Source organism: Klebsiella sp. X13 (genome assembly GCF_003323835.1).
In the GTDB taxonomy this organism is placed as follows: domain Bacteria; phylum Pseudomonadota; class Gammaproteobacteria; order Enterobacterales; family Enterobacteriaceae; genus Klebsiella; species Klebsiella ornithinolytica.
Map to the genome: position 1 here is coordinate 1475319 of NZ_CP030874.1, position 22717 is coordinate 1498035.

Here is a 22717-nt window from a genome sequence, read left to right on the forward strand (position 1 = left end):
TGATACGAAAAAAGCGATCCAGTTAGCAAAATTGGCCTCGTTCGTATTATCTAAACAGGGCATTTTTTGTTTTGGATCATTTTTAAGTGTGATTTCGGTCACTTAGGACTTTTGTCGCCATTAACGACTGGAGGCCGGGAGGCGCCGCGCGTAAAATAACCTCATCAATTGTCTGGCACCTTGAGTGCATATACAGAGGAAATCTACGATGAGTAAATGTAGTGCTGATGAAACCCCGGTTTGCTGCTGTATGGATGTTGGCACCATTATGGACAACACCGATTGCACCGCCTCTTACAGCCGGGTTTTTGCCAATCGCGCCGAAGCGGAACAAACTCTCGCCGCGTTGACTGAGAGAGCACGTGGCGTGGAATCTGAACCGTGCAAAATTACCCCGACCTTTACCGACGTTGAAGGCGGTGTGCAGCTGGATATCGATTTTGTCTTCTGCTGTGAAGCCGAAACGCTGATTTTCCAGCTCGCTCTGCGTTAATTTCTCCTCAACGCCCCTCTCGTCAGGGGCGTTATCTCCTCCCTTCTATGTGTTTTGGCTCCCACTTTTTCTCTTCGCCGATTGGCTTAATGTAAAAAATTAGTTAAAACTGTTATCAGGTCAGACCACTTGGTTTTATCGGTTAACAGGGGAAAGTCATGAGTCAGGCATTACCGCTTGTCACCCGTCAAGGCGATCGCATTGCCATTGTCAGCGGTTTACGTACGCCGTTTGCCCGTCAGGCCACGGTATTTCACGGTGTTCCCGCCGTTGATTTGGGAAAAATGGTTATCAGCGAAATGCTGGCTCGTAGCGATATTCCCCCGGAAATGATTGAGCAGCTGGTATTTGGCCAGGTGGTGCAGATGCCAGAAGCGCCAAATATTGCGCGCGAAATTGTGCTTGGCGCCGGCATGAGCGTACACACCGATGCCTACAGCGTAAGTCGCGCCTGCGCCACCAGTTTTCAGGCCGTCGCCAACGTCGCGGAGAGCCTGATGGCGGGAACGATCCGCGCAGGTATTGCCGGCGGGGCAGACTCTTCATCCGTTCTGCCGATCGGCGTCAGTAAAAAGCTGGCCCGTACGCTGGTGGATGCCAATAAAGCGCGCACTCTCGGACAGCGCCTGAAGCTCTTCTCCCGTTTACGCCTTCGCGATCTTTTACCGGTCCCGCCTGCGGTTGCCGAGTATTCGACCGGGCTGCGGATGGGGGATACCGCTGAGCAAATGGCAAAAACATGGGGTATTACCCGTGAACAGCAGGACGCGCTGGCACACCGCTCGCACCAGCTAGCGGCGAAAGCCTGGGAAGAGGGGAAGCTGGCTTCTGAAGTGATGACTGCGTATGCGCCGCCGTTTCGTGAACCGCTGGAAAACGACAACAATATTCGTAAAAATTCAACCCTGGCTGATTACCAAAAGTTACGTCCGGCTTTTGACCGCAAGCATGGCACGGTCACTGCGGCAAACAGTACGCCGCTAACCGACGGTGCCGCGGCGGTGATCATGATGACCGAGTCTCAGGCCAAAGCGCTGGGCTTAACCCCGCTTGGCTACCTGCGCAGCTACGCCTTTACCGCCATCGATGTCCGCCAGGATATGCTGTTAGGGCCGGCGTGGTCAACGCCGCTGGCGCTCGAAAGGGCGGGGCTGACCCTGGCTGACTTAACGCTTATCGACATGCATGAGGCCTTTGCCGCGCAGACGCTGGCGAATCTTCAGTGCCTGGCCAGCGACCGCTTTGCTCGCGACGTGCTCGGGCGCTCGCAGGCGACCGGGGAAGTCGACGAAAGTAAATTCAATGTCCTCGGTGGTTCAATTGCCTACGGGCATCCTTTTGCAGCCACCGGCGCGAGGATGATTACCCAGACGCTACATGAACTGCGGCGCAGGGGGGGCGGATTTGGCCTGGTGACCGCCTGTGCGGCGGGTGGTCTCGGCGCGGCGATGATTCTGGAGGCGGAATAATGGACATGGCATCGGCATTTACCCTCGATATTCGTCCGGACAACGTTGCCGTCATCACGATCGATTCGCCCGGTGAAAAGATGAATACCCTGAAGGCCGAATTTGGCCAGCAGGTGCGGGCGATCGTTCGCCAGATTCGTGATAATAAAACCCTCCGCGGCGTGGTGCTGATTTCCGCAAAACCGGACAATTTTATCGCCGGCGCGGATATCAATATGATTGCCCGCTGCGCCACCGCTCAGGAAGCGGAAGCGCTCGCCCGCCAGGGGCAACAAATTATGGCGGAGATCCATGGCCTGGCGATTCCGGTCATTGCCGCTATCCACGGCGCCTGCCTGGGCGGCGGCCTTGAGCTGGCGTTGGCCTGCCATGGACGGGTATGCAGCGATGACGAGAAAACGCGTCTGGGTCTGCCTGAGGTCCAGCTGGGGCTGCTGCCGGGATCCGGCGGTACTCAGAGATTACCCCGACTGATCGGTGTCAGCGGCGCCCTGGAGATGATTTTGACCGGCAAGCAGCTTCGCGCGCGCCAGGCGTTAAAAGCGGGCCTGGTGGATGAGGTGGTTCCGCAATCAATTCTGCTGCAGACGGCGGTGGAACTGGCGCTGAAAGGGCGGCCGGCGAGCCGCAGTATGCCGATCCGTGAGCGGGTGCTGGCCGGACCGCTGGGCCGTAATCTGCTGTTTCGGCTGGTGGGGAAAAAGACCCGACAGAAAACCCAGGGCAACTATCCTGCCGCCGAGCGCATTCTGCAGGTGATTGAAAATGGATTAGCTCACGGCTGTAGCAGCGGCTATGCCGAGGAAGCACGTGCCTTTGGTGAGCTGGCGATGACCTCGCAATCTCAGGCGTTGCGATCGATATTCTTTGCCAGCACGGATTTGAAAAAAGATCGTGGTGCCGATGCGCAGGCCGGGCCACTGAATCGCATCGGCATTCTCGGTGGCGGTCTGATGGGCGGCGGAATTGCGTATGTTACCGCCTGCAAAGGCGGGCTTCCGGTGCGTATCAAAGATATTCAGGCTCGGGGGATTAACCATGCGCTGAAATACAGCTGGGATCTGCTGGACAAGCAGGTGCGCCGCCGCTATCTGCGCGCCAGTGAACGGGATCGTCAGCTGACGTTGATTTCCGGCACCACGGATTATCAGGGATTTGCCCATCGCGATGTGGTGATCGAGGCCGTCTTCGAGGATTTAGCTCTTAAACAGCGGATGGTGGCCGAGATCGAAGCACACTGTAGCCCGCAGACGATCTTTGCCTCCAATACCTCTTCGCTCCCTATCGGCGACATTGCGGCGCAGGCCAGTCGACCGGGGCAGGTGATTGGCCTGCACTTCTTCAGCCCGGTAGAGAAAATGCCGCTGGTTGAAGTGATCCCCCATCAGCATACCGATCCGCAGACGATTGCGACGGTAGTCAAGCTGGCCAAAATGCAGGGGAAAACGCCGATCGTCGTGGCGGATAAAGCGGGTTTCTACGTCAACCGTATTCTGGCGCCTTACATCAACGAAGCGATGCGCTTACTCGTGGAAGGTGAGCCCCTTGATCATATCGATAAATCATTGGTGAAATTCGGTTTTCCTGTTGGGCCGATTCAACTGCTGGATGAAGTCGGAATTGATACCGGGACCAAAATTCTGCCGGTACTGGAAGCCGCGTGGGGAGAGCGTTTTAGCCCGCCTGCAAACATCATTGATGCGATCTTGAATGACGATCGCAAAGGTAGAAAAAATAGCCGCGGTTTCTATCTTTATGAGACAAAAGGGCGTACAAGCAAAAAACGACCCGATGCTACGGTCTATTCGCTGCTGGGCGTTTCTGCCCCGCAGGCGCGCTTATCCGGCCAGCAGATAGCTGAGCGTTGCGTCATGATGATGCTTAACGAAGCCGCGCGCTGCTTCGATGAGCAGGTCATCCGCGGCGCCCGCGATGGCGACATTGGCGCGGTGTTCGGTATTGGCTTCCCGCCGTTTCTTGGCGGCCCGTTCCGTTATATGGATCAACTCGGGGCGGGTGAAGTTGTTGCCATCTTGCAACGTCTGGCCGCTCAGTACGGCCCACGGTTTACCCCATGCGAGAATTTATTGCGTATGGCCGGGCAGGGGGCAACCTTTTGGCCCACTGCTGAACGGACGACCTAAGTTCTGGTCAAAGAAGATAAATCCGGCGATGAATGACGTGGTCTGTTGGCTGTTTTGTAAACAATCATTGACTATACTTACGCCATTGAGGTAAAAAACAGCGTTTCATTCGTTGGATGAATCAGGCACAATGCCCGGCCACCGGGTCGACTGCGTGCTATCCACGCAGGTAAGACTGCGGTGCTTCTGGTTAACAAAAGCGGTGCAATATGCAAGTTTTTATCATGCGTCACGGCGACGCTGCCCTCGATGCAGCCAGTGACTCGGTTCGTCCCTTAACCGTTTGTGGTTGTGATGAGTCCCGTCAGATGGCAACCTGGCTGAAAGGTCAAAAAGTGGATATTGAACGGGTTCTTGTCAGTCCTTACCTGCGTGCTGAACAGACGCTGGATGTGGTAAGAGAGTGCATGGACCTGCCTGAAAATGTCGACGTGATGCCGGAGCTCACGCCGTGTGGCGATGTTGGCATGGTCAGTGCCTGGCTTCAGACGCTGAACAATGAAGGTGTTTCAACGGTGCTGGTTGTTTCGCACCTGCCGCTGGTGGGGTACCTCGTCTCAGAGCTGTGCCCGGGAGAAACTCCCCCGATGTTCACCACTTCGGCTATTGCCTGTGTCACCCTTGATGCAGATGGCAAGGGCGAGTTCAACTGGCAGATGAGCCCCTGCAACCTGAAGATGGCGAAGGCTATCTGACTCCCCCCGGAGCGTCCGTATTACGGAAGCTCCGGCGGCTGCCACTCTTCAACTTCAATCAGCACCAGCAGTGCGGCGTCTCCGCCGTACTCTTTTGGCGCCTGATGAAAAGCCATGATGTGCGGATGTTGCGCAAGCCAGAGCGGCGTTTGCTGCTTGAGGATGTGTTTCCCGTGCCCGTGCATCACGCAGGCGCAAAAGACATGTTCGCGACGGCAGGCGGCGATCAGCGCCCCCAGCTCCTGCTTCGCCTGCTGCTGGGTCAACCCGTGCAGATCGAGAAACAGCTCCGGCGAATAATCCCCGCGGCGCAGTTTTTTCAGTTCAAAGTGGCTCACGTCCGGGCGAACATATTTGACCGCTCCTTCGGTATTCAGCAGCGGCTGAAACTCATCGGAAAAATAGTGGCTGTTATCGGCCTGCTCCTGAAGTAAGCGCTTTGGCGGTACTTCGGTGATTTTCTTGCGCAGCGGGCGGTGCACGATGGTGTCCTGCTTAATCTGACGCGTGCCGGTCATTAACTGGCGGAACAACGCCTGATCCTCGTCGCTTAGCGATGTTTTCTTTTTCATTGCCCACTCTCATCATTTCTTTTCGCTAGTTTACCCGACTCGGCCTCTGTTCAGGCAAGCAAAACGTATTTTTCCCCGTCCGCCTGACGTAAGAATGCTGATTTATCGCCGTCTTCGTGGCAAACTAGCCGCCGAATTTACAGTAGAGCGTGTCCTGGAGGATGGCGTGGATAAAATTTTTGTTGATGAAGCGGTCAATGAGCTGCATACCATTCAGGACATGCTGCGTTGGGCGGTCAGTCGTTTCAGCGCGGCGAATATCTGGTACGGCCATGGCACGGACAACCCGTGGGATGAGGCGCTGCAGCTGGTATTGCCCTCGCTCTACCTGCCGCTGGATATTCCGGAGGATATGCACTCCGCGCGTCTGACTTCCAGCGAAAAACACCGCATTGTTGAGCGCGTGATTCGCCGGATCAACGAACGTATTCCGGTTGCCTATTTGACCAATAAAGCCTGGTTCTGCGGCCATGAATTTTTCGTGGACGAACGTGTGCTGGTGCCGCGTTCCCCGATCGGCGAGCTTATCAATAATCACTTCGCCGGCCTGATTGACCATCAACCGCAGCACATTCTGGATATGTGCACCGGCAGCGGCTGCATTGCGATCGCCTGCGCTTACTCTTTCCCGGAAGCGGAAGTGGACGCGGTGGATATCTCCGTTGATGCGCTGGCCGTTGCCGAGCAGAACGTTGAAGCGCACGGCCTGATCCATCAGGTGACGCCGATTCGTTCCGACCTGTACCGCGACCTGCCGAAAGTGCAGTACGACCTGATCGTCACCAACCCGCCGTACGTTGATGAAGAAGATATGTCCGACCTGCCGGGCGAATATCGTCATGAGCCGGTACTGGGTCTGGCTTCCGGCAGCGATGGTCTGAAGCTGACGCGCCGCATCCTCGGTAATGCGCCGGATTATCTCAGCGACGACGGTATTCTGATTTGTGAAGTCGGTAACAGCATGGTACATCTGATTGAGCAGTATCCGGACGTGCCGTTTACCTGGCTTGAGTTTGAAAATGGCGGGGATGGCGTCTTCATGCTGACCAAACCGCAGCTGATCGCCGCCCGCGCGCATTTCGGCATTTATAAAGACTAAAAAACAACACGCAAACATGACGGAGCCGTGATGGCAGGAAACACAATTGGACAACTCTTTCGCGTCACAACCTTCGGCGAATCGCACGGTCTGGCGCTGGGCTGCATTGTTGACGGAGTGCCGCCGGGCATTCCGCTGACTGAAGCCGATCTGCAGCACGATCTGGATCGTCGTCGTCCGGGGACCTCACGCTACACCACGCAGCGTCGTGAACCGGATCAGGTGAAGATCCTCTCCGGCGTATTCGAAGGCGTGACGACCGGGACCAGCATTGGTCTGCTGATTGAGAATACCGATCAGCGTTCTCAGGACTATGGCGCGATTAAAGACGTTTTCCGTCCAGGGCATGCTGACTATACCTACGAGCAGAAATACGGCCTGCGCGATTATCGCGGCGGCGGACGTTCCTCAGCGCGTGAAACCGCAATGCGGGTGGCGGCCGGGGCGATTGCCAAGAAATACCTCGCGGAAAAATTCGGCATTGTGATTCGCGGCTGTTTGACCCAGATGGGCGATATTCCTCTGGCAATCAAAGACTGGGAACAGGTTGAACAAAACCCGTTCTTCTGCCCGGACCCGGATAAAATTGAAGCGCTTGATGAACTGATGCGCGGTCTGAAGAAAGAGGGCGACTCCATCGGAGCAAAAGTGACCGTGGTCGCTGATGGCGTGCCACCGGGACTCGGTGAGCCGGTATTCGACCGTCTGGATGCCGACATTGCCCATGCGCTGATGAGCATCAATGCGGTGAAGGGCGTGGAAATTGGCGATGGTTTTGAGGTGGTGAAACTGCGCGGTAGCCAAAATCGCGATGAAATCACTAAAAATGGTTTCCAGAGCAACCATGCGGGCGGCATTCTTGGCGGTATCAGCAGCGGTCAGCAGATCGTCGCGAATATCGCGCTGAAGCCGACCTCCAGCATCACCGTACCGGGTCATACGATTAACCGTCACGGTGAAGAAGTCGAGATGATCACCAAAGGGCGCCACGATCCTTGCGTGGGCATCCGTGCGGTGCCGATCGCGGAAGCAATGCTGGCGATCGTGCTAATGGATCACTTTATGCGTCAACGCGCGCAAAATGGCGACGTGACGACATCAATTCCACGCTGGTAATCGATGAAAAAAAACGTTATCGCTCTGCTGGCGCTGGTCGCCAGCTCTGCCTGCCTTGCGGCGACGCCGTGGCAAAAAATCACCCAGCCGATTAGCGGCAGCGCGCAGTCAATTGGCGCATTTGCCAACGGCTGTATCGTCGGCGCGCAGGCGCTGCCGCTGAGCGCGACCAGTTATCAGGTCATGCGCACCGACCAGCGCCGCTACTTCGGCCATCCGGACCTGATCCAGTTTATTCAGCGTCTGGGCAATCAGGTGCAGAGTCAGGGAATGGGGACGCTGCTGATTGGCGATATGGGGATGCCAGCGGGCGGACGCTTTAACGGCGGTCATGCCAGTCACCAGAGCGGGCTGGATGTTGATATTTTCCTTCAGCTCCCGCAGACGCGCTGGAGTTCAGCGCAGCTCCTGAAACCACAGGCGCTGGATCTGGTGGCTCGCGACGGCAAGCGCGTGGTGCCGTCGCTGTGGAGCCCGCAAATCAGCCATCTGATTAAGCTGGCGGCAGAAGATAACGACGTCACGCGCATCTTTGTTAATCCGGCAATCAAGCAGCAGCTCTGTCTGGATGCTGGCAACGATCGCGGGTGGCTGCGCAAAGTCCGGCCATGGTTCCAGCATCGTGCACATATGCACGTTCGTCTGCGCTGCCCGGCGGGCAGCCTGGAGTGCGAAGAACAGGCGCCACCGCCACCGGGCGATGGCTGCGGTGCCGAGCTACAAAGCTGGTTTGAACCCCCAAAACCCGGAACAACCTCTCCTGTGAAGAAGACGCCGCCTCCGCTGCCGCCTTCCTGCCAGGCGCTACTGGATGAGCATGTGCTGTAATGGAAAGCTTTATTGAGCTGTTTATGGTGTCGCCGACGGTACTGGTGGCGCTTTTTTTCGTGGCTGTTCTGGCGGGATTTATTGATTCCCTGGCGGGCGGCGGCGGGCTGTTGACGGTTCCGGCGCTGATGGCGGCAGGGCTGCCTCCGGCGCAGGCGCTGGCGACCAACAAGCTGCAGGCCTGCGGGGGATCGCTTTCCGCGTCGCTCTATTTTATCCGCCGCAAGGTGGTGAACCTGGCGGATCAGAAGCTCAATATCCTGATGACGTTTATCGGCTCAACCACCGGTGCGCTGCTGGTGCAGCACGTCCAGTCCGATATTCTGCGCCAGATCCTGCCGGTGCTGGTGATCGGCATTGGCCTGTACTTCCTGCTGATGCCAAAATTAGGCGAAGCAGACCGTCAGCGTCGGCTGTACGGCCTGCCGTTTGCCCTGATCGCCGGCGGCTGCGTAGGTTTTTATGATGGTTTCTTCGGTCCAGGCGCGGGCTCTTTCTATGCGTTGGCTTTCGTCACTCTTGCCGGGTTTAACCTCGCCAAATCCACCGCTCACGCCAAAGTGCTGAACGCGACCTCTAACGTCGGTGGGCTATTGCTGTTTATCATTGGCGGCAAAGTGATTTGGGCGACCGGTTTCGTGATGATGGCGGGGCAGTTTATTGGCGCCCGCGCCGGCTCACGTCTGGTTCTGAGTAAAGGACAATCGTTGATTCGTCCGATGATTGTGGTTGTCTCCGCCGTGATGAGCGCGAAACTTCTTTATGACAGCCACGGTGCTGAAATTCTTCAGTGGTTGGGAATTCATTAATGCAACAGCAACACCATTATCAGCAGCTGATCGCTATTTTTGACGGCTGCTTTGCCGATGATTTTAATACCCGTCTGATTAAAGGCGATGACGAACCGATCTATCTTCCGGCAGATAGCGACGTGCCGTATAACCGCATTGTGTTTGCCCATGGCTTTTACGCCAGCGGCCTGCATGAGATTTCCCACTGGTGCATCGCGGGCAAAGCGCGTCGCGAGCAGGTTGATTTCGGCTACTGGTACTGCCCGGATGGCCGTGATGCCATGACCCAGTGTCAGTTTGAAGATGTTGAGGTGAAACCGCAGGCGCTGGACTGGCTGTTTTGCGTGGCGGCAGGTTTTCCGTTCAACGTGAGCTGTGACAATCTGGAGGGCGACTTCGAGCCTGACCGCATTGCCTTTCAGCGGCGGGTTCATGCACAGGTTATGACCTTGCTGGAGCAAGGGATCCCTGAACGTCCGGCGCGGTTTATCCGCGCGTTACAAGAATATTATCAGACGCCGCCACTGACGGCAGAACAATTCCCGTGGCCGGAAGACCTGCAATAAAGCCACGTTTGACACTAGAAGAGGAAAGACAATGCTCGCGGAGTTTGAATCACGCATTCTGGCGTTGATTGATGAAATGGTAGACCACGCCAGTGATGATGAACTGTTTGCCAGCGGCTATCTGCGCGGCCACCTGACGCTGGCGGTAGCCGAGCTGGAAGGAGGGGACGATCACTCTGCGAAAGCCATCAACGATCGGGTGATTCGCAGCCTGGAGAAAGCGATCGGCGCAGGCGAACTGTCGCCGCCGGACCAGATTCTGGTGCAGGGAATGTGGAATAATTTGTATCAGCGGGCAAAGCAATAATCCCCTGACTGCCTGGCCTGAAAAACAGGCCAGGTCGCGTGACGCCGGGTATCGCCCTGATGTCGCGCGGCTTTTTGTCCCAACCGACGGCGATCGCCGCCGTTCGGCTTATTTCACCGCTTTTCCCTTCAGCAGCTTCCTCACCCATAATCGATTCGGATTCAGCGCCGCCAGCGTCTCTCGGTCCAGCGGCAGCGGTTCGTGGCTCATCTGCGCCGCCAGTATTTCCGCCGTCAGCGGGGCGGAGCATAGCCCGCGCGAACCCAGCGCCCCCAGCACGAACAGATTGCGGTAAACCGGTGCCGTCGGCGCCTGCGTCTGGTGTTCGGCCAGCGTCGCGTACTGCGATAACGTGGCGTCATAATCCGGTACATTGCCCACCATCGGTAGGTGATCGCGGGTGGCGCAGCGCACGCCGCAGCGGGCGTCATTTCCGCGGGTATCTACCTCCTGCACCCATGCTGCCTGCGGGAAGCAGTCGATCAGCCGTTGGCGGTTTTGCTGTTGATCATCGGCGCTAAAGGTCGCCTCCGTCTGTCCGCGGTGGTAGCTGGCCCCGATGCAGTGCTGCTGATAACGTGGGTTTTGTGGCGTCAGGTAGCCGTCGTAGCACAATACCTGGCGCAAAGCGGACAGCGCAGGCGTGGTCGGAATATGGCTCACCTGTCCTGCCACCGGATACGCCGGCAGCCGCGCAGTCTGAGGGAAGTCGGTCAGATGATGGCCGTTTGCCAGCACCACCACCTCATGACGCAGCTGCTCATTGAGCTGCCAGCCGTCATGGTCAGCAGCCAGCGTTGTGACCTTAACCTGATATCGGGTGCGCAGGCCCCGGGTTGCCGCCAGCGCAAAAAGTTCTGCCGTCAGCTGCTGCGGATAGAGCCAGCCCCCGGAGGGATAGGTGATTCCACCGCAGCCGGTTTCGACGCCGGCGATCTGCGCGACGGTTTGCGCGCTGACGGCCGCAGCAATCTCTTCCGGCAGGTCGAGTGCCAGCATCTGCGCGATTTTCTGTGCGCTCTTTTCGTCCCAGGCAAGCTGGGTGACGCCGCACCACTGATGGTCGAACATGATCGGAAGGGCGTCATACAGGCGGCGGGCGAAGGTAAATGCCGCCGGGAAGAAGCGGGCCAGCGCCGGATCGTGCTGGCTAAGCAGAGGATAGAGCGCTCCCTGGCGGTTACCGGATGCGCCTTCAGCCGGGGCGTTATCCGCGCAGTACAAGGTGACTTGCCAGCCGCGGCGGAGCAGCGCGAGCGCAAGCAGGGCGCTGGCGATACCGCCGCCGACAATCGCCGCATCGCGTTGCTGGCTACCGGTTCGTGCAAACCAGGGCGTGCGGGCGGGGATATTCAGCGTCCGGGTCATTTCACCGATCAGCATTTCGCGTTTGCGGCCGAACCCTTTATGTTTCTGCATGGTAAAGCCTGCTTCCTGCAGGCCGCGACGGACAAAACCGGCGGAGGTAAAGGTGGCCAGCGTGCCGCCCGGTCTGGCCAGGCGGGCCATTGCCCCGAACAGCTCCGGTGTCCACATATCCGGATTTTTCGCCGGTGCGAAACCATCAAGAAACCAGGCGTCGACCTGCTGATTCAGCGAATCATCGAGCTCGTGGGTCAGCGTGTTGATATCCCCGAACCACAAATCCAGCGTGATGCGTCCGTCATCCAGCAGCAGACGATGGCAGCCAGCGATCGCCAGCGGCCACTGCGCCTGTAATTGTTCTGCCCACGGCGCCAGTTCCGGCCAGTGCTGATGAGCCCGTCGTAGATCGGCGGAGGTCAGCGGAAATTTTTCGAAACTGATGAAATGTAACCTTTGCAGGGTAGCTTCAGGATTATCGCGGCGAAAAACATCAAACGCCTGCCAAAGTGTCAGGAAGTTGAGACCGGTGCCGAACCCGCTCTCGGCGACCACAAACAGCGGGTGTGGATGGGCCGGGAAGCGTGCATCGAGGCGGTTGCCGCCGAGGAAAACGTAGCGCGTCTCTTCCAGACCATTGTCATTGGAAAAGTACACGTCATCGAAATCTCGGGAAACAGGTGTACCCTCAGCGTTGAATTCCAGGTTGGCAGGTTGTATGGCGTTTTGTTTCACGTAAGTTACTCGAATCTCAAGGCGTAGAACGATCTTAACGATGTGTGCCGGGGGGCGCAAATTTATACACAAAATGGCTGATCGGACTTGTTCGGCGTACAAGTGTACGCTATTGTGCGACTCGAAACTTAAAATAGTGTGACTTACAGAGGTATTGAATGAAACGTGCAGTGATTACTGGCCTGGGCATCGTTTCCAGCATCGGTAACAACCAGCAGGAAGTCCTGGAATCTCTGCGTGAAGGGCGCTCGGGGATCACTTTCTCTCAAGAATTCAAAGATTCTGGTATGCGCAGCCACGTGTGGGGTAACGTTAAACTGGACACCACAGGTCTTATCGACCGCAAAGTGGTCCGTTTCATGAACGATGCCTCTATCTATGCTTATCTCTCTATGCAGCAGGCTGTAGCCGATGCTGGACTGAAAGAAGAAGTTTATCAGAACAACCCTCGCGTAGGCCTGATTGCCGGTTCCGGCGGTTCTTCAAAATCTCAGGTGTTTGGCGCAGATGCGATGCGTAGCCCACGCGGCCTGAAAGCAGTTGGTCCTTACGTTGTGACCAAAGCGATGGCTTCTGCGGTATCCGCTTGCCTCGCCACTCCGTTCAAAATCCACGGTGTGAACTATTCTATCAGCTCCGCTTGCGCGACTTCAGCTCACTGTATCGGCAGCGCGGTTGAACAAATTCAGCTTGGCAAACAGGACATCGTTTTTGCTGGCGGCGGCGAAGAGCTGTGCTGGGAAATGGCCTGTGAATTCGACGCCATGGGCGCACTGTCCACCAAATACAACGAAACGCCGGATAAAGCATCCCGCACTTATGATGCGCACCGCGACGGTTTTGTTATCGCCGGCGGCGGCGGTATGGTTGTGGTTGAGGAACTGGAGCATGCTCTGGCGCGCGGCGCGCACATCTATGCCGAAGTGGTCGGCTACGGCGCAACGTCTGACGGTGCGGACATGGTTGCTCCGTCTGGTGAAGGCGCAGTACGTTGTATGAAACAGGCAATGGCCGGTGTAGACACGCCGATTGACTACCTGAACTCCCACGGAACCTCGACTCCGGTCGGTGACGTGAAAGAACTGGGTGCCATTCGCGAAGTCTTCGGCGACCACAGCCCGGCTATCTCTGCGACCAAAGCGATGACCGGCCACTCTTTGGGCGCCGCGGGTGTGCAGGAAGCGATCTACTCTCTGCTGATGCTGGAACATGGCTTTATTGCGCCAAGCATTAACATCGAAGAGATGGATGAGCAGGCGGCGGGTCTGAACATCGTCACCAAACCGACTGAACAAGCGCTGACGACCGTGATGTCCAACAGCTTCGGTTTCGGCGGCACCAACGCCACGCTGGTGATGCGTAAACACACGGCATAATCGGCTGGTTATCCAACCGGTATGTCAAAAGGTAGCCTGCGGGCTAATGCGGGTCACTGAAAGGTGACCCGCATTTTTTTGCTTATTCCATGCTGACCATTCCGCCGCTGAAAAACCTTTTGCAAGGATATCGCAACGTGACGGCCACGGGACGAGAACGCCGGTGCGCATCCAGGACCGGTCTTCAGGGTAAAAACACCAGGAGCGTTTTTGAACAACGTTAGCGTGGCCCCGGAGGGGGAATCCCATGGATGGGACGAATAAGGCGGCCAGAGGGCAGGTCGAGACAGGGGGGGAGTCCGGCCCGGTCCGCCAGATGAAGCCGGAGTGGAGCATACCGCGCAGCGGCCGTTTTCAGCGCAATGCCGGGGGGCATGGGGGCGAGCGAAACGCCCGCCATGCCGTTCACCCGCAGCGGGTGTGAGAACAGTGGCGGATGCATCGTGCACGGAACATACCGCAAAAGTGAACGGAATATCCCACGGAACACATGCTCCAGAGTACGAAACCCCTCTCGCGCAAACCAGCGTAAAAACGACATCCCTGGCTCAACCGCGACCTAAAGGAGAGAGACTCCTGCAGAGTGTTGAAAATCTGACAGCGCCGCATCAAAAACGGTAATCTCTTTGAGATGACGGATACTTATACCTTCGCCGGATCGTTCAACCGATCCTGAAACCATCGGCATTAGCCTGCGGGCTCCCTTTTTGTCGGCTTGACAGAGCCGGACCTCTACAGGCAAACTGCTGCGAAACATTATCCCCCCGGTAATGCGTAAGCGTTTAACGTCAACCAACGCGCCTTAACCCTGATAATCAGGTGGAGGGGGCGTGGCTACTACCTCGCCTTACTCTGCGAACTGGAGTAAAGCATGTCCGCAGCGACTGAAACAACAAATACCCCGTCAGCGAATATTCCATTATTTCGTATTACCTTTGCCGTTTTTCTGACCTATATGACCGTCGGCCTGCCGCTACCCGTGATCCCGCTCTTTGTCCACCATGAGCTGGGCTTCGGCAATACGCTGGTCGGCGTAGCGGTAGGCATTCAGTTTCTGGCGACGGTGCTGACCCGTGGCTACGCCGGTCGTCTGGCCGATCAACATGGCGCCAAGCGTTCGGTGCTGCAGGGTATGCTTGCCTGCGCATTAGCCGGGGCGGCGTGGCTGCTGGCCGCGTTACTGCCGGTTTCCGTGCTGGTCAAATTTGCGCTGCTGGTACTGGGGCGTTTGATCCTCGGATTTGGTGAAAGCCAGCTGTTGACCGGAAACCTGAGCTGGGGACTGGGGCTGGTTGGCCCCGCGCGTTCAGGCAAGGTCATGTCCTGGAACGGGATGGCGATGTACGGCTCATTGGCCGTGGGCGCGCCGCTGGGACTGATGATCTACTCGCATTTTGGCGTTGTGGTTCTCGCCTGCGTCACGATGGGACTACCGCTGCTGGCGCTGGCAATCAATGGTACGGTCAGTAAAGTTCCGGCGCACGGCGGCGAAAGGCCATCGCTATGGAGCGTCGTCGGTATGATCTGGCGTCCGGGCATCGGTCTGGGGCTGCAAGGGGTGGGGTTTGCCGTGATTGGTACCTTTGTCTCACTCTATTTCGCCAGCCGCGGCTGGGCGATGGCGGGCTTCACGCTGACCGCGTTTGGCGGCGCCTTTGTGCTGATGCGTATCCTGTTTGGCTGGATGCCGGATCGCTTTGGCGGCATAAAAGTGGCGATGGTGTCGCTGCTGATCGAGGCCATTGGCCTGACGCTGCTGTGGCTGGCGCCAGATGCCTGGGTTGCCCTGGCCGGTGCGGCGTTGACCGGTTGCGGCTGCTCGCTCATCTTCCCGTCCCTTGGCGTTGAAGTTGTCAAACGCGTACCGGCTCAGGTTCGCGGTACCGCGCTCGGCGGCTATGCGGCCTTTCAGGATATTTCATACGGTGTCACCGGCCCGCTTGCCGGGCTGCTCGCCACGTCGCTGGGCTACTCTTCTGTTTTTCTGGCGGGGGCAATATGCGCGGTTCTGGGCATTTTCATGACGCTGTTCTCCCTACGTCAATAACGTGATTCCCGGTCTTCAGCGAGGGAGACCGGGGGCTTTCCGTGGAAGGTAATACTTCACCTGAAACTCAAACATGTTGGTATAGAGAATGGAATAGTCGATCGGCTGATGCTGCTCATCAATCGCCTGAGTTTGCATTTTGATGATCGGATCTTTGGTACTGATATGCAGCAGCGTGGCCAGTTCCGGGGAGGGGAGTATCGGCACAATGGATTCGTAGCAACCGTCAATTCGTATCCCGCATTCGTTTTCTATATACGAGAACTTCGACTTTTTCATATGGGCGATTGTCAGGTCAGGAAAGCGCGTTGCCGAGAGCCAGGTTTCTTCTAATTGCATCGCAATGTTATCGATAAAACGCAATCTTTTAGCATAATATACAAGTTCACCGTGCTGTAACTGCAAACCTTTCGCGATTTCTTGCGAGGCGGTTTGCAATTCAAATTTGAGAATTTGACTAGAGGGCGTTTTGCCTTCGTTGCGGGCAATTTCGGTAAAACTGTCTAAATGCGTCACCGATGCCTGGAAATGTTTATTTCTAATCCAGGTCCCCGAACCGTGTCGCCGCTCGATTAAACCCTCCTCCTCCAGAGCCTTTAGCGCCTTACGTAGTGTATTTCGCGAAACATCATAAAGTTCTGCTAATTCTTTTTCTGATGGCAGAAGATCGCCAATGCTATAGAGCGGACTATTAATTTTGTTTTTCAGTAAATTAACTACATTTTTATAAACCACTTTTGAACCTCAATAATCCCTTTTAAAACATTGGGTTGTTGTTATGCATCGTTAAATTTACGCCAATACGTTCATTTTTTTCCTGGTTTCTGAACAACTTTTCTCTTGCTAACTGTGATCGCAACTGCGGATAAGAAAATTAACAATTATTACAGTGCTCGTCAATTGAGACTGATGAACAGGAAAGGGAAGGAAAATGAAAAATATATTGTTAGTTTGTGCTGCCGGGATGTCCACCAGTATGTTAGTGAAACGCATGCAGGAGCATGCTGCGGCGTCAGGGATTGCGGTAAATATCAATGCGCTGGCCATTTCTGAAGCCAAAGAAAAAATCAAAAAAAACGCAGTGGATGTGGTTTTATTAGGGCCGCAGGTTCGTTTCCAGAAAAGTGAAATAGAAGAGGTGGCTCACGGTAAAATGCCGGTTGCGGTTATTGATATGAAATATTACGGGCAAATGGATGGCCCGGCGGTGTTAGACAGTGCGCTTACCTTACTGGCCAATAAATAATTCTTTGTCTATTACCCCGGTTAACGCCTGAATTTCAGCGTCGTGCCGCCGGATACCTCTGCTCCAGTGCTGGGGCGCTATCGCAGATTATCGATAAAAATAAGGGTTCATCATGAGTTTTATGAATGCCTTTGAACGCGGCATGGAGAAAATCCTTGTCCCCGTGGCTATAAAACTAAATTCTCAGATTCACGTATCGGCGATTCGGGATGCATTTATTTTATCCTTCCCAATCGTGATGGCCAGTTCGCTGATTATCTTAATTAACTTTGCAATATTGTCTCCTGATGGTTTTATTGCCAGCATTTTACATTTGGGAACAATATTCCCGAATCTTGCTGATGCACAGCAAATTTTTACCCCGGTGATGAATGGCTCAGTCAATATTATGGCAATATTGATTACCTTTCTCGTCGCGCGCAATATCGCGATTAGCTTCCAGCAGGACGATCTGCTGTGCGGACTAACGGCGATTGGCGCCTTTTTTGTGGTCTATACACCTTATACCATCATCGATGGTCAGGCTTATCTGACGACAAAATATCTCGGGCCGCAGGGGCTGTTTGTAGCCATTATCGTTGCGCTGATCTCCAGCGAGGTCTTTTGCCGGCTGGCGCGTAACCCGAAAGTGACCATTACGATGCCGGCAGCGGTACCGCCGGCGGTGGCGCGCTCGTTCAAGGTGCTGCTGCCGATCTTCTTTGTGATGATTTTCTTTTCCATCATGAACTACCTGCTGACCCGCATCTCGCCGAACGGCCTTAACGATCTGATCTATACGCTGATTCAGGCGCCGCTGAAGGATATGGGGACCAACATTATCACCGTTCTGATTCTGGGGCTGGTGGCAAACTTCCTGTGGGTGCTGGGGATCCACGGGCCCAATACCGTTGCGGCGATTCGGGAAACTATTTTCTCGGAAGCGAATCTGGAAAACCTCTCCTATGCGGCCTCACACGGCACCACATGGGGGGCGCCTTATCCGATAACCTGGACCGGCATCAACGATGCGTTCGCCAACTGCGGCGGCTCGGGGATGACGCTGGGGCTGCTGCTGGCCATCTTCATCGCTTCGCGGCGTAAGGATTATCGCGATCTGGCGAAAATGGCCTTCGTACCGGGTTTGTTCAATATCAACGAACCGGTGATGTTTGGTTTACCGATCGTCCTGAACCCGATTCTGGTGATTCCGTTTATCCTGGTTCCTTTCATTAACTCGTTGATTGGTTACTTCTTTATTAGCATGGAGTTTATTCCGCCGATTGCCTATGCGGTTCCGTGGACCACGCCAGGTCCGCTGATTGCCTTCTTTGGGACCGGCGGTAACTGGTTAGCGCTCTTTGTCGGCATTCTGTGCCTCGCTGTTTCAACGCTGATCTATTTACCGTTTGTGATTGCGGCGAACAAGGTGAATACCGCAGCGGCCGCTGAGTAATAAAAACGTGGGGAAATAAATATGTTTGCTGATGAAAGCACGGTGATGGAACTGCTTATCCATGCCGGACAGGCCCGCTCGGATGCAATGGAAGCCATCGCCGCCTCGCGCCGCCGGGAATGGGAGACCGTTGAGACGCTAATGGCCAGCTCAGAAATGGCCTGCCGGGAGGCGCACAAGATACAAACGGCGCTGATTGGTCTGGATGAAGGCTGCGGGAAAATGACCGTCAATCTCATTCTGGTTCACGCGCAGGACCATTTAATGACCGCGATGCTGTGCCAGGACTTAGCCAAAGAAATTATTGCGCTGCGACAAGAAATCTCTGCCTGACTTTCCCTGCCTTCAGTCATCCGGCTGAAGGCGTATTATAAAAATATGCAAGGTACTCTATGTATTCAAGTCAATTGAAGGTTAGCTTATTGTCTCTATCGGTACTTCTGGCTATTTCGTCACCCGCTGTTTTAGCAGCGAAATTAACGATTGAACAACGTCTTGAATTGCTGGAATCAGAATTATCAGCCAATAAAAAAGAATTGCAAAAAACGCAATCACAATTATCGACATATAAAGATAAAGTGGCCGTGTTGCAAAAAAGTATAAAAGAGAATGAACAAAGAAATGTCACCGCGGGTTACCCGACGGCGACCTCTCCGGTGGCAGAAAATATCGCCAATGAAAATAATGAAATCAGCCAACGGGCGGCGCCGGCAGAAGTCAAAGCGACACAGCAGGTGGCGGTCATTAATACCGACGGCAAGAAGGCGAAAGTTGAGAGCGTGACCATGAAGGATCTCAGCAAATTCGTCAAAGAGGATATTGGCTTCAGCTATCAGGGTTATCTACGTTCCGGCTGGGGCACCTCAAATCACGGGTCGTCGCAGACCTATGCGGCGGGTTCGCTGGGCCGCTTTGGTAATGAAATGAGCGGCTGGTTTGATTTGACCTTAAATCAGCGGGTTTATAACCAGGATGGGAAAACCGCCAATGCCGTCGTGACCTACGATGGTAATGTTGGTGAGCAGTATAACGATGCCTGGTTTGGCGACACCAATAACGAAAACATTCTTCAGTTCAGCGATATCTATCTCACCACCAAAGGATTCCTGCCGTTTGCGCCGGAGGCTGATTTTTGGGTAGGTAAACACAAGCTGCCGGAGTATGAAATCCAGATGCTTGACTGGAAATCGTTGACCACCGATGTTGCAGCCGGTATCGGGATCCAGAACTGGGCGCTGGGCGTCGGGCAGCTTGACGCGTCTCTCAGCCGCAATGATGTGGATGTTTATTCGCGTGATTTCACGCAGACCACACAAATGAACACCAATTCGGTGGATCTGCGCTATCGCAACATTCCGCTGTGGAAAAACGGCTCGCTGTCGTTGATGGGCAAATATGCTTTTGCAAACAAGAATGATGAACAGGAGAAAAACGAGGAGAACAATAGCTACTTTACGCTCAAGGATAGCTGGATGGCCACCGGGATCATCCGTCAGGAGCTGGCGCGTAAGGGCTTTAATGAATTTACGCTCCAGGTGGCGAATAACTCTTATGCCAGCAGTTTCTCGAACTTCTCCGGCGCCAGTAACTCCATGGCTCACGGGCGCTACTACTATGGCGATCATACTAATGGCGTCGCTTTACGTTTGATTTCACAGGGCGAAATGTACCTGGCCGATCGCGTGATTATGGCCAATGCGCTGGTCTGGTCGCACGGGAACGATATCTACAGTTACGAAAGCGGCGCGCATAGCGATTTTGACAGCTTCCGCGCGGTGATTCGCCCGGCGTGGATTTGGGATACCTGGAATCAGACCGGGGTGGAGTTAGGCTGGTTTGCGCAGAAAAACAAAACGGAGCAAGGCAAGGATTTGAAAGAATCGGCGTATAAAACGACGCTCTATCATGCGCTGAAAGTCGGGCCGAGTCTGTTAGGTTCGCGACCGGAAATTCGTTTCTACGGGACCTATATCAATATTCTGGATAACGGCCTGTCACAGTACCGGTTCAACGACGACAGCAAAGATGAATTGATGCTGGGCGTGCAGGCCGAGGTGTGGTGGTAATTGCCTCATCAAGACACCAACGCCCGTATCGTGCGGGCGTTTGAGTATAAAGATAACCGCCACCGATACCCTGTCTGCCGGTCAGCAACGCGGAATTACATCACCAGCCAGAGCAGAGCGATAAGCAGTATCAATACCAGAACAATCACTCCCGGCTTTTTGAGCCGCCCGACGAGCGAAGAGGGTTCCGGCGGCAGCGCGGGAATGGCCAGCGTTTCTTGCGCCCGGGCGACACGAAGCACAAAGACCTTATTCAGCAGCGTCAGAATCTGCGTTGCGCTCAACGCCGTTTGCGGCGTGACGTGCCAGTTGTGTTGGGCGAAATCGACGATCTTTTGCCACTCCTGCGCTTCCAGCGGCTGCTTCAGCGCCGCCTGCAGAGAGGTCAGGGTCGGGGCTGACTGCGCGCTGAGCGTCTGTCGCGCCTGTAGCCAGTAGGAGAGGGGAGTGAAGTGGGTTGCCGGAATCAGCTCACCGGTTTTTACACCGCACAGCTCCAGCATTGACTGCCAGATCAGTTTCCCGGGTTCGCCGGTTGCGGCGGCAAGACGGCTTACCTGCTGATTAAGCGTGTTGTGCTCCGCGGGCAACAGCGGGCGCAGAGTCGGCTGGCGCTGCTGCGGCTGAGGGATCGACAGCTGGCCGTTTTGCAGGAGCTGCAGCATATTTTGCAACTGCTCCTGCGTCAGCGCATGCAGCGTCGTTTGCCCATAATGCTGGCGAATATAATCGCTCACTGCCTGACGGTTGTTCCCCTGACTCAGCAACTCGCTCAACTGCGCCAGAATCTGGCGCTGATGGTGATTTTGCTGCGCCACGGTTACGCGTTGATTCAGGTTGTTTTCGGCAGCGCTAAAGTGGCACGCCAGCAGCGGCGCATCGCCTTTGAGCCCCAGATCGTGCTTGATTCCCGCCCACACTTCCGCGTTCTGCTGCGAAGTTAACGCGACCAGGCGCGTAATCAGTCGCTCGAGAACGGTACGTTGTTGCATGGTTAGCGCGGGCTCTCCGGCGACGGAAGCGCCGGTTCCCGGGGGACGATCGGACATACCTGAAACGGGTTGTGTCATATTAATCCTTTCCGTATTGCTGTACAGAGGCCCGGTGATGATGTTCCTGGCGGCGAGATTATGGCACACTTCCCCGGTTTACTCTCGTTCTCAGACAGGTACTGAACCGTGAAAATCCTCGTTGATGAAAATATGCCCTATGCCCGCGAGCTTTTTAGTCGCCTGGGCGAAGTCGAGGCGGTCCCCGGCCGTCCCGTCCCCGTCGACGCGCTGACCGGCGCCGATGCGTTGATGGTTCGCTCGGTCACGAAAGTCAATGAAGCGCTGCTCGCCGGCAAGGCAATTAAATTCGTGGGCACCGCGACAGCCGGTACCGATCATGTCGATCAGACGTGGCTGCAGCAGGCCGGAATTGGCTTTTCTGCCGCGCCCGGTTGCAATGCGATAGCGGTCGTAGAATATGTTTTCTCGGCGCTGCTGATGCTGGCTGAGCGCGATGGTTTCGCGCTGACCGATCGTACCGTCGGCATCGTCGGCGTTGGCAACGTCGGTGGGCGCCTGCAAAAGCGTCTGGAAGCGCTGGGGATCAAAACGCTGTTGTGCGATCCGCCGCGTGCCGACCGGGGCGATGAAGGCGACTTCCGTACCCTGGATGAGCTGGTAGAGGAAGCGGACGTTCTGACGTTCCACACGCCTTTATATAAAGAAGGTCGTTACAAAACCCTGCATCTGGCGGATGAGGCGCTGATTCGCCGTCTGAAACCGGGAAGCGTACTGATCAATGCCTGCCGCGGACCGGTGGTGGATAACGGCGCGCTGCTGGCCTGTCTACAAAGCGGGCAGGCGTTGAGCGTCGTGCTTGATGTCTGGGAACCTGAGCCGGATTTGAACCTTGCGCTGCTGGATCGCGTAGATATTGGCACCGCGCACATCGCGGGCTACACCCTCGAAGGCAAAGCGCGCGGGACGACGCAGGTGTTTGAAGCCTACAGCGCCTTTATCGGCCATCCGCAACAGGTGGCGCTGGACACGTTGCTGCCCGCCCCGGAGTTTGGCCGCATTACCCTGCACGGCGCGCTCGATCAGCCAACGCTGAAACGATTGGTGCATTTGGTGTATGATGTGCGCCGCGATGATGCGCCGCTGCGAAAAGTGGCCGGCGTGCCGGGTGAGTTTGACAAGCTGCGCAAAAATTATCAGGAACGCCGCGAATGGTCATCACTGTACGTGCAGTGCAGCGATGTGCAGGCGGCGACGCTGCTGCGTCAGCTCGGTTTTAATGCCGTACATCACCCCATTCGTTAATGTCTTCTTAATGACCCTGTTGGATACTCCGGCAGGGTCGCTTTTCTCTGGAGTA

22 protein-coding genes are annotated in these 22717 nt (G+C 55.7%); 18 read left to right on the forward strand and 4 right to left on the reverse strand.

Going from position 1 to position 22717, the window contains the following annotated elements:
* The first annotated feature begins 208 nt into the window (after positions 1-208).
* The 4 genes from DSD31_RS07215 (at position 209) to sixA (ending at position 4801) form a co-directional block, all read left to right on the forward strand.
* Positions 209-493, forward strand: a complete 285-nt coding sequence (locus tag DSD31_RS07215) for a YfcZ/YiiS family protein (RefSeq protein WP_004865274.1) — start codon at positions 209-211, stop codon at positions 491-493.
* Between the two features lie 158 nt (positions 494-651).
* Complete coding sequence (gene fadI / locus DSD31_RS07220) at positions 652-1962, forward strand: acetyl-CoA C-acyltransferase FadI (protein WP_032718007.1); 1311 nt, start codon at positions 652-654, stop codon at positions 1960-1962.
* The gene (fadJ, locus tag DSD31_RS07225) at positions 1962-4106 is read left to right on the forward strand and encodes a fatty acid oxidation complex subunit alpha FadJ (protein ID WP_015583756.1); all 2145 of its coding nucleotides are present in this window, start codon (positions 1962-1964) and stop codon (positions 4104-4106) included. The genes fadI and fadJ overlap by 1 nt, the downstream gene beginning before the upstream one ends.
* 209 nt (positions 4107-4315) lie before the next feature.
* Positions 4316-4801, forward strand: coding sequence for a phosphohistidine phosphatase SixA (gene sixA, locus DSD31_RS07230; protein WP_015583757.1), 486 nt, complete (start codon positions 4316-4318; stop codon positions 4799-4801).
* A 20-nt stretch (positions 4802-4821) separates the two neighbouring features.
* On the opposite strand, the gene smrB is transcribed toward sixA, so the two are convergent.
* Positions 4822-5373, reverse strand: coding sequence for an endonuclease SmrB (gene smrB, locus DSD31_RS07235; protein ID WP_015583758.1), 552 nt, complete (start codon positions 5371-5373; stop codon positions 4822-4824).
* Between the two features lie 166 nt (positions 5374-5539).
* Between smrB and prmB the strand changes: the two genes are divergently transcribed.
* The 6 genes from prmB to DSD31_RS07265 are packed head-to-tail and all read left to right on the forward strand — an operon-like array spanning position 5540 to position 10080.
* Positions 5540-6472, forward strand: a complete 933-nt coding sequence (prmB, locus tag DSD31_RS07240) for a 50S ribosomal protein L3 N(5)-glutamine methyltransferase (protein ID WP_113991382.1) — start codon at positions 5540-5542, stop codon at positions 6470-6472.
* A gap of 30 nt (positions 6473-6502) precedes the next feature.
* Complete coding sequence (gene aroC / locus DSD31_RS07245) at positions 6503-7588, forward strand: chorismate synthase (RefSeq protein ID WP_004865259.1); 1086 nt, start codon at positions 6503-6505, stop codon at positions 7586-7588.
* A gap of 3 nt (positions 7589-7591) precedes the next feature.
* Positions 7592-8416, forward strand: a complete 825-nt coding sequence (gene mepA / locus DSD31_RS07250) for a penicillin-insensitive murein endopeptidase (protein ID WP_113990924.1) — start codon at positions 7592-7594, stop codon at positions 8414-8416.
* Positions 8416-9225 (forward strand): sulfite exporter TauE/SafE family protein, encoded by an 810-nt coding sequence (locus tag DSD31_RS07255; RefSeq protein WP_004865251.1) that lies wholly within the window; start codon positions 8416-8418, stop codon positions 9223-9225. Before mepA ends, DSD31_RS07255 begins: the two co-directional genes overlap by 1 nt.
* On the forward strand, positions 9225-9773 hold the full coding sequence (locus DSD31_RS07260; protein ID WP_004865249.1) for an elongation factor P hydroxylase: 549 nt from the start codon (positions 9225-9227) through the stop codon (positions 9771-9773). The genes DSD31_RS07255 and DSD31_RS07260 overlap by 1 nt, the downstream gene beginning before the upstream one ends.
* A gap of 31 nt (positions 9774-9804) precedes the next feature.
* Positions 9805-10080, forward strand: a complete 276-nt coding sequence (locus DSD31_RS07265) for a YfcL family protein (RefSeq protein WP_004865246.1) — start codon at positions 9805-9807, stop codon at positions 10078-10080.
* 108 nt (positions 10081-10188) lie between these two features.
* On the opposite strand, the gene mnmC is transcribed toward DSD31_RS07265, so the two are convergent.
* Positions 10189-12177, reverse strand: a complete 1989-nt coding sequence (gene mnmC, locus DSD31_RS07270) for a bifunctional tRNA (5-methylaminomethyl-2-thiouridine)(34)-methyltransferase MnmC2/FAD-dependent 5-carboxymethylaminomethyl-2-thiouridine(34) oxidoreductase MnmC1 (RefSeq protein ID WP_044349059.1) — start codon at positions 12175-12177, stop codon at positions 10189-10191.
* Between the two features lie 158 nt (positions 12178-12335).
* Here mnmC and fabB point away from each other — a divergent pair, with 158 nt between their 5' ends.
* The 3 genes from fabB to DSD31_RS07280 all read left to right on the forward strand — a co-directional run bounded on the left by fabB (position 12336) and on the right by DSD31_RS07280 (position 15600).
* Positions 12336-13553 carry a beta-ketoacyl-ACP synthase I gene (gene fabB, locus DSD31_RS07275; protein ID WP_004865242.1) on the forward strand — a complete coding sequence of 406 codons (1218 nt, stop codon included), beginning with the start codon at positions 12336-12338 and terminating at the stop codon, positions 13551-13553.
* A 247-nt stretch (positions 13554-13800) separates the two neighbouring features.
* Complete coding sequence (locus DSD31_RS26130) at positions 13801-13977, forward strand: hypothetical protein (protein WP_155763452.1); 177 nt, start codon at positions 13801-13803, stop codon at positions 13975-13977.
* Positions 13978-14424: 447 nt separating this feature from the next.
* On the forward strand, positions 14425-15600 hold the full coding sequence (locus DSD31_RS07280; RefSeq protein ID WP_015583761.1) for an MFS transporter: 1176 nt from the start codon (positions 14425-14427) through the stop codon (positions 15598-15600).
* Between the two features lie 15 nt (positions 15601-15615).
* On the opposite strand, the gene DSD31_RS07285 is transcribed toward DSD31_RS07280, so the two are convergent.
* Positions 15616-16335, reverse strand: coding sequence for a GntR family transcriptional regulator (locus tag DSD31_RS07285; protein WP_004865235.1), 720 nt, complete (start codon positions 16333-16335; stop codon positions 15616-15618).
* A 196-nt stretch (positions 16336-16531) separates the two neighbouring features.
* On the opposite strand from DSD31_RS07285, the gene DSD31_RS07290 reads away from it, so the two are divergent.
* From DSD31_RS07290 to DSD31_RS07305, 4 genes are all read left to right on the forward strand, one after another.
* Positions 16532-16846 carry a PTS sugar transporter subunit IIB gene (locus DSD31_RS07290; RefSeq protein ID WP_004865232.1) on the forward strand — a complete coding sequence of 105 codons (315 nt, stop codon included), beginning with the start codon at positions 16532-16534 and terminating at the stop codon, positions 16844-16846.
* A gap of 112 nt (positions 16847-16958) precedes the next feature.
* A complete protein-coding gene (locus tag DSD31_RS07295) occupies positions 16959-18281 on the forward strand; it encodes a PTS sugar transporter subunit IIC (RefSeq protein WP_004865230.1) in 1323 nt (440 codons plus the stop codon).
* A gap of 21 nt (positions 18282-18302) precedes the next feature.
* Positions 18303-18614, forward strand: coding sequence for a PTS lactose/cellobiose transporter subunit IIA (locus tag DSD31_RS07300; protein ID WP_004865228.1), 312 nt, complete (start codon positions 18303-18305; stop codon positions 18612-18614).
* Between the two features lie 59 nt (positions 18615-18673).
* The gene (locus tag DSD31_RS07305) at positions 18674-20347 is read left to right on the forward strand and encodes a carbohydrate porin (RefSeq protein ID WP_113990925.1); all 1674 of its coding nucleotides are present in this window, start codon (positions 18674-18676) and stop codon (positions 20345-20347) included.
* A gap of 95 nt (positions 20348-20442) precedes the next feature.
* Here the strand turns inward: DSD31_RS07305 and flk are convergent, their stop codons facing one another.
* A complete protein-coding gene (gene flk / locus DSD31_RS07310; protein WP_044023501.1) occupies positions 20443-21417 on the reverse strand; it encodes a flagella biosynthesis regulator Flk in 975 nt (324 codons plus the stop codon).
* Positions 21418-21525: 108 nt separating this feature from the next.
* Between flk and pdxB the strand changes: the two genes are divergently transcribed.
* Positions 21526-22662 carry a 4-phosphoerythronate dehydrogenase PdxB gene (pdxB, locus tag DSD31_RS07315; protein ID WP_048023246.1) on the forward strand — a complete coding sequence of 379 codons (1137 nt, stop codon included), beginning with the start codon at positions 21526-21528 and terminating at the stop codon, positions 22660-22662.
* Positions 22663-22717: the final 55 nt, after the last annotated feature.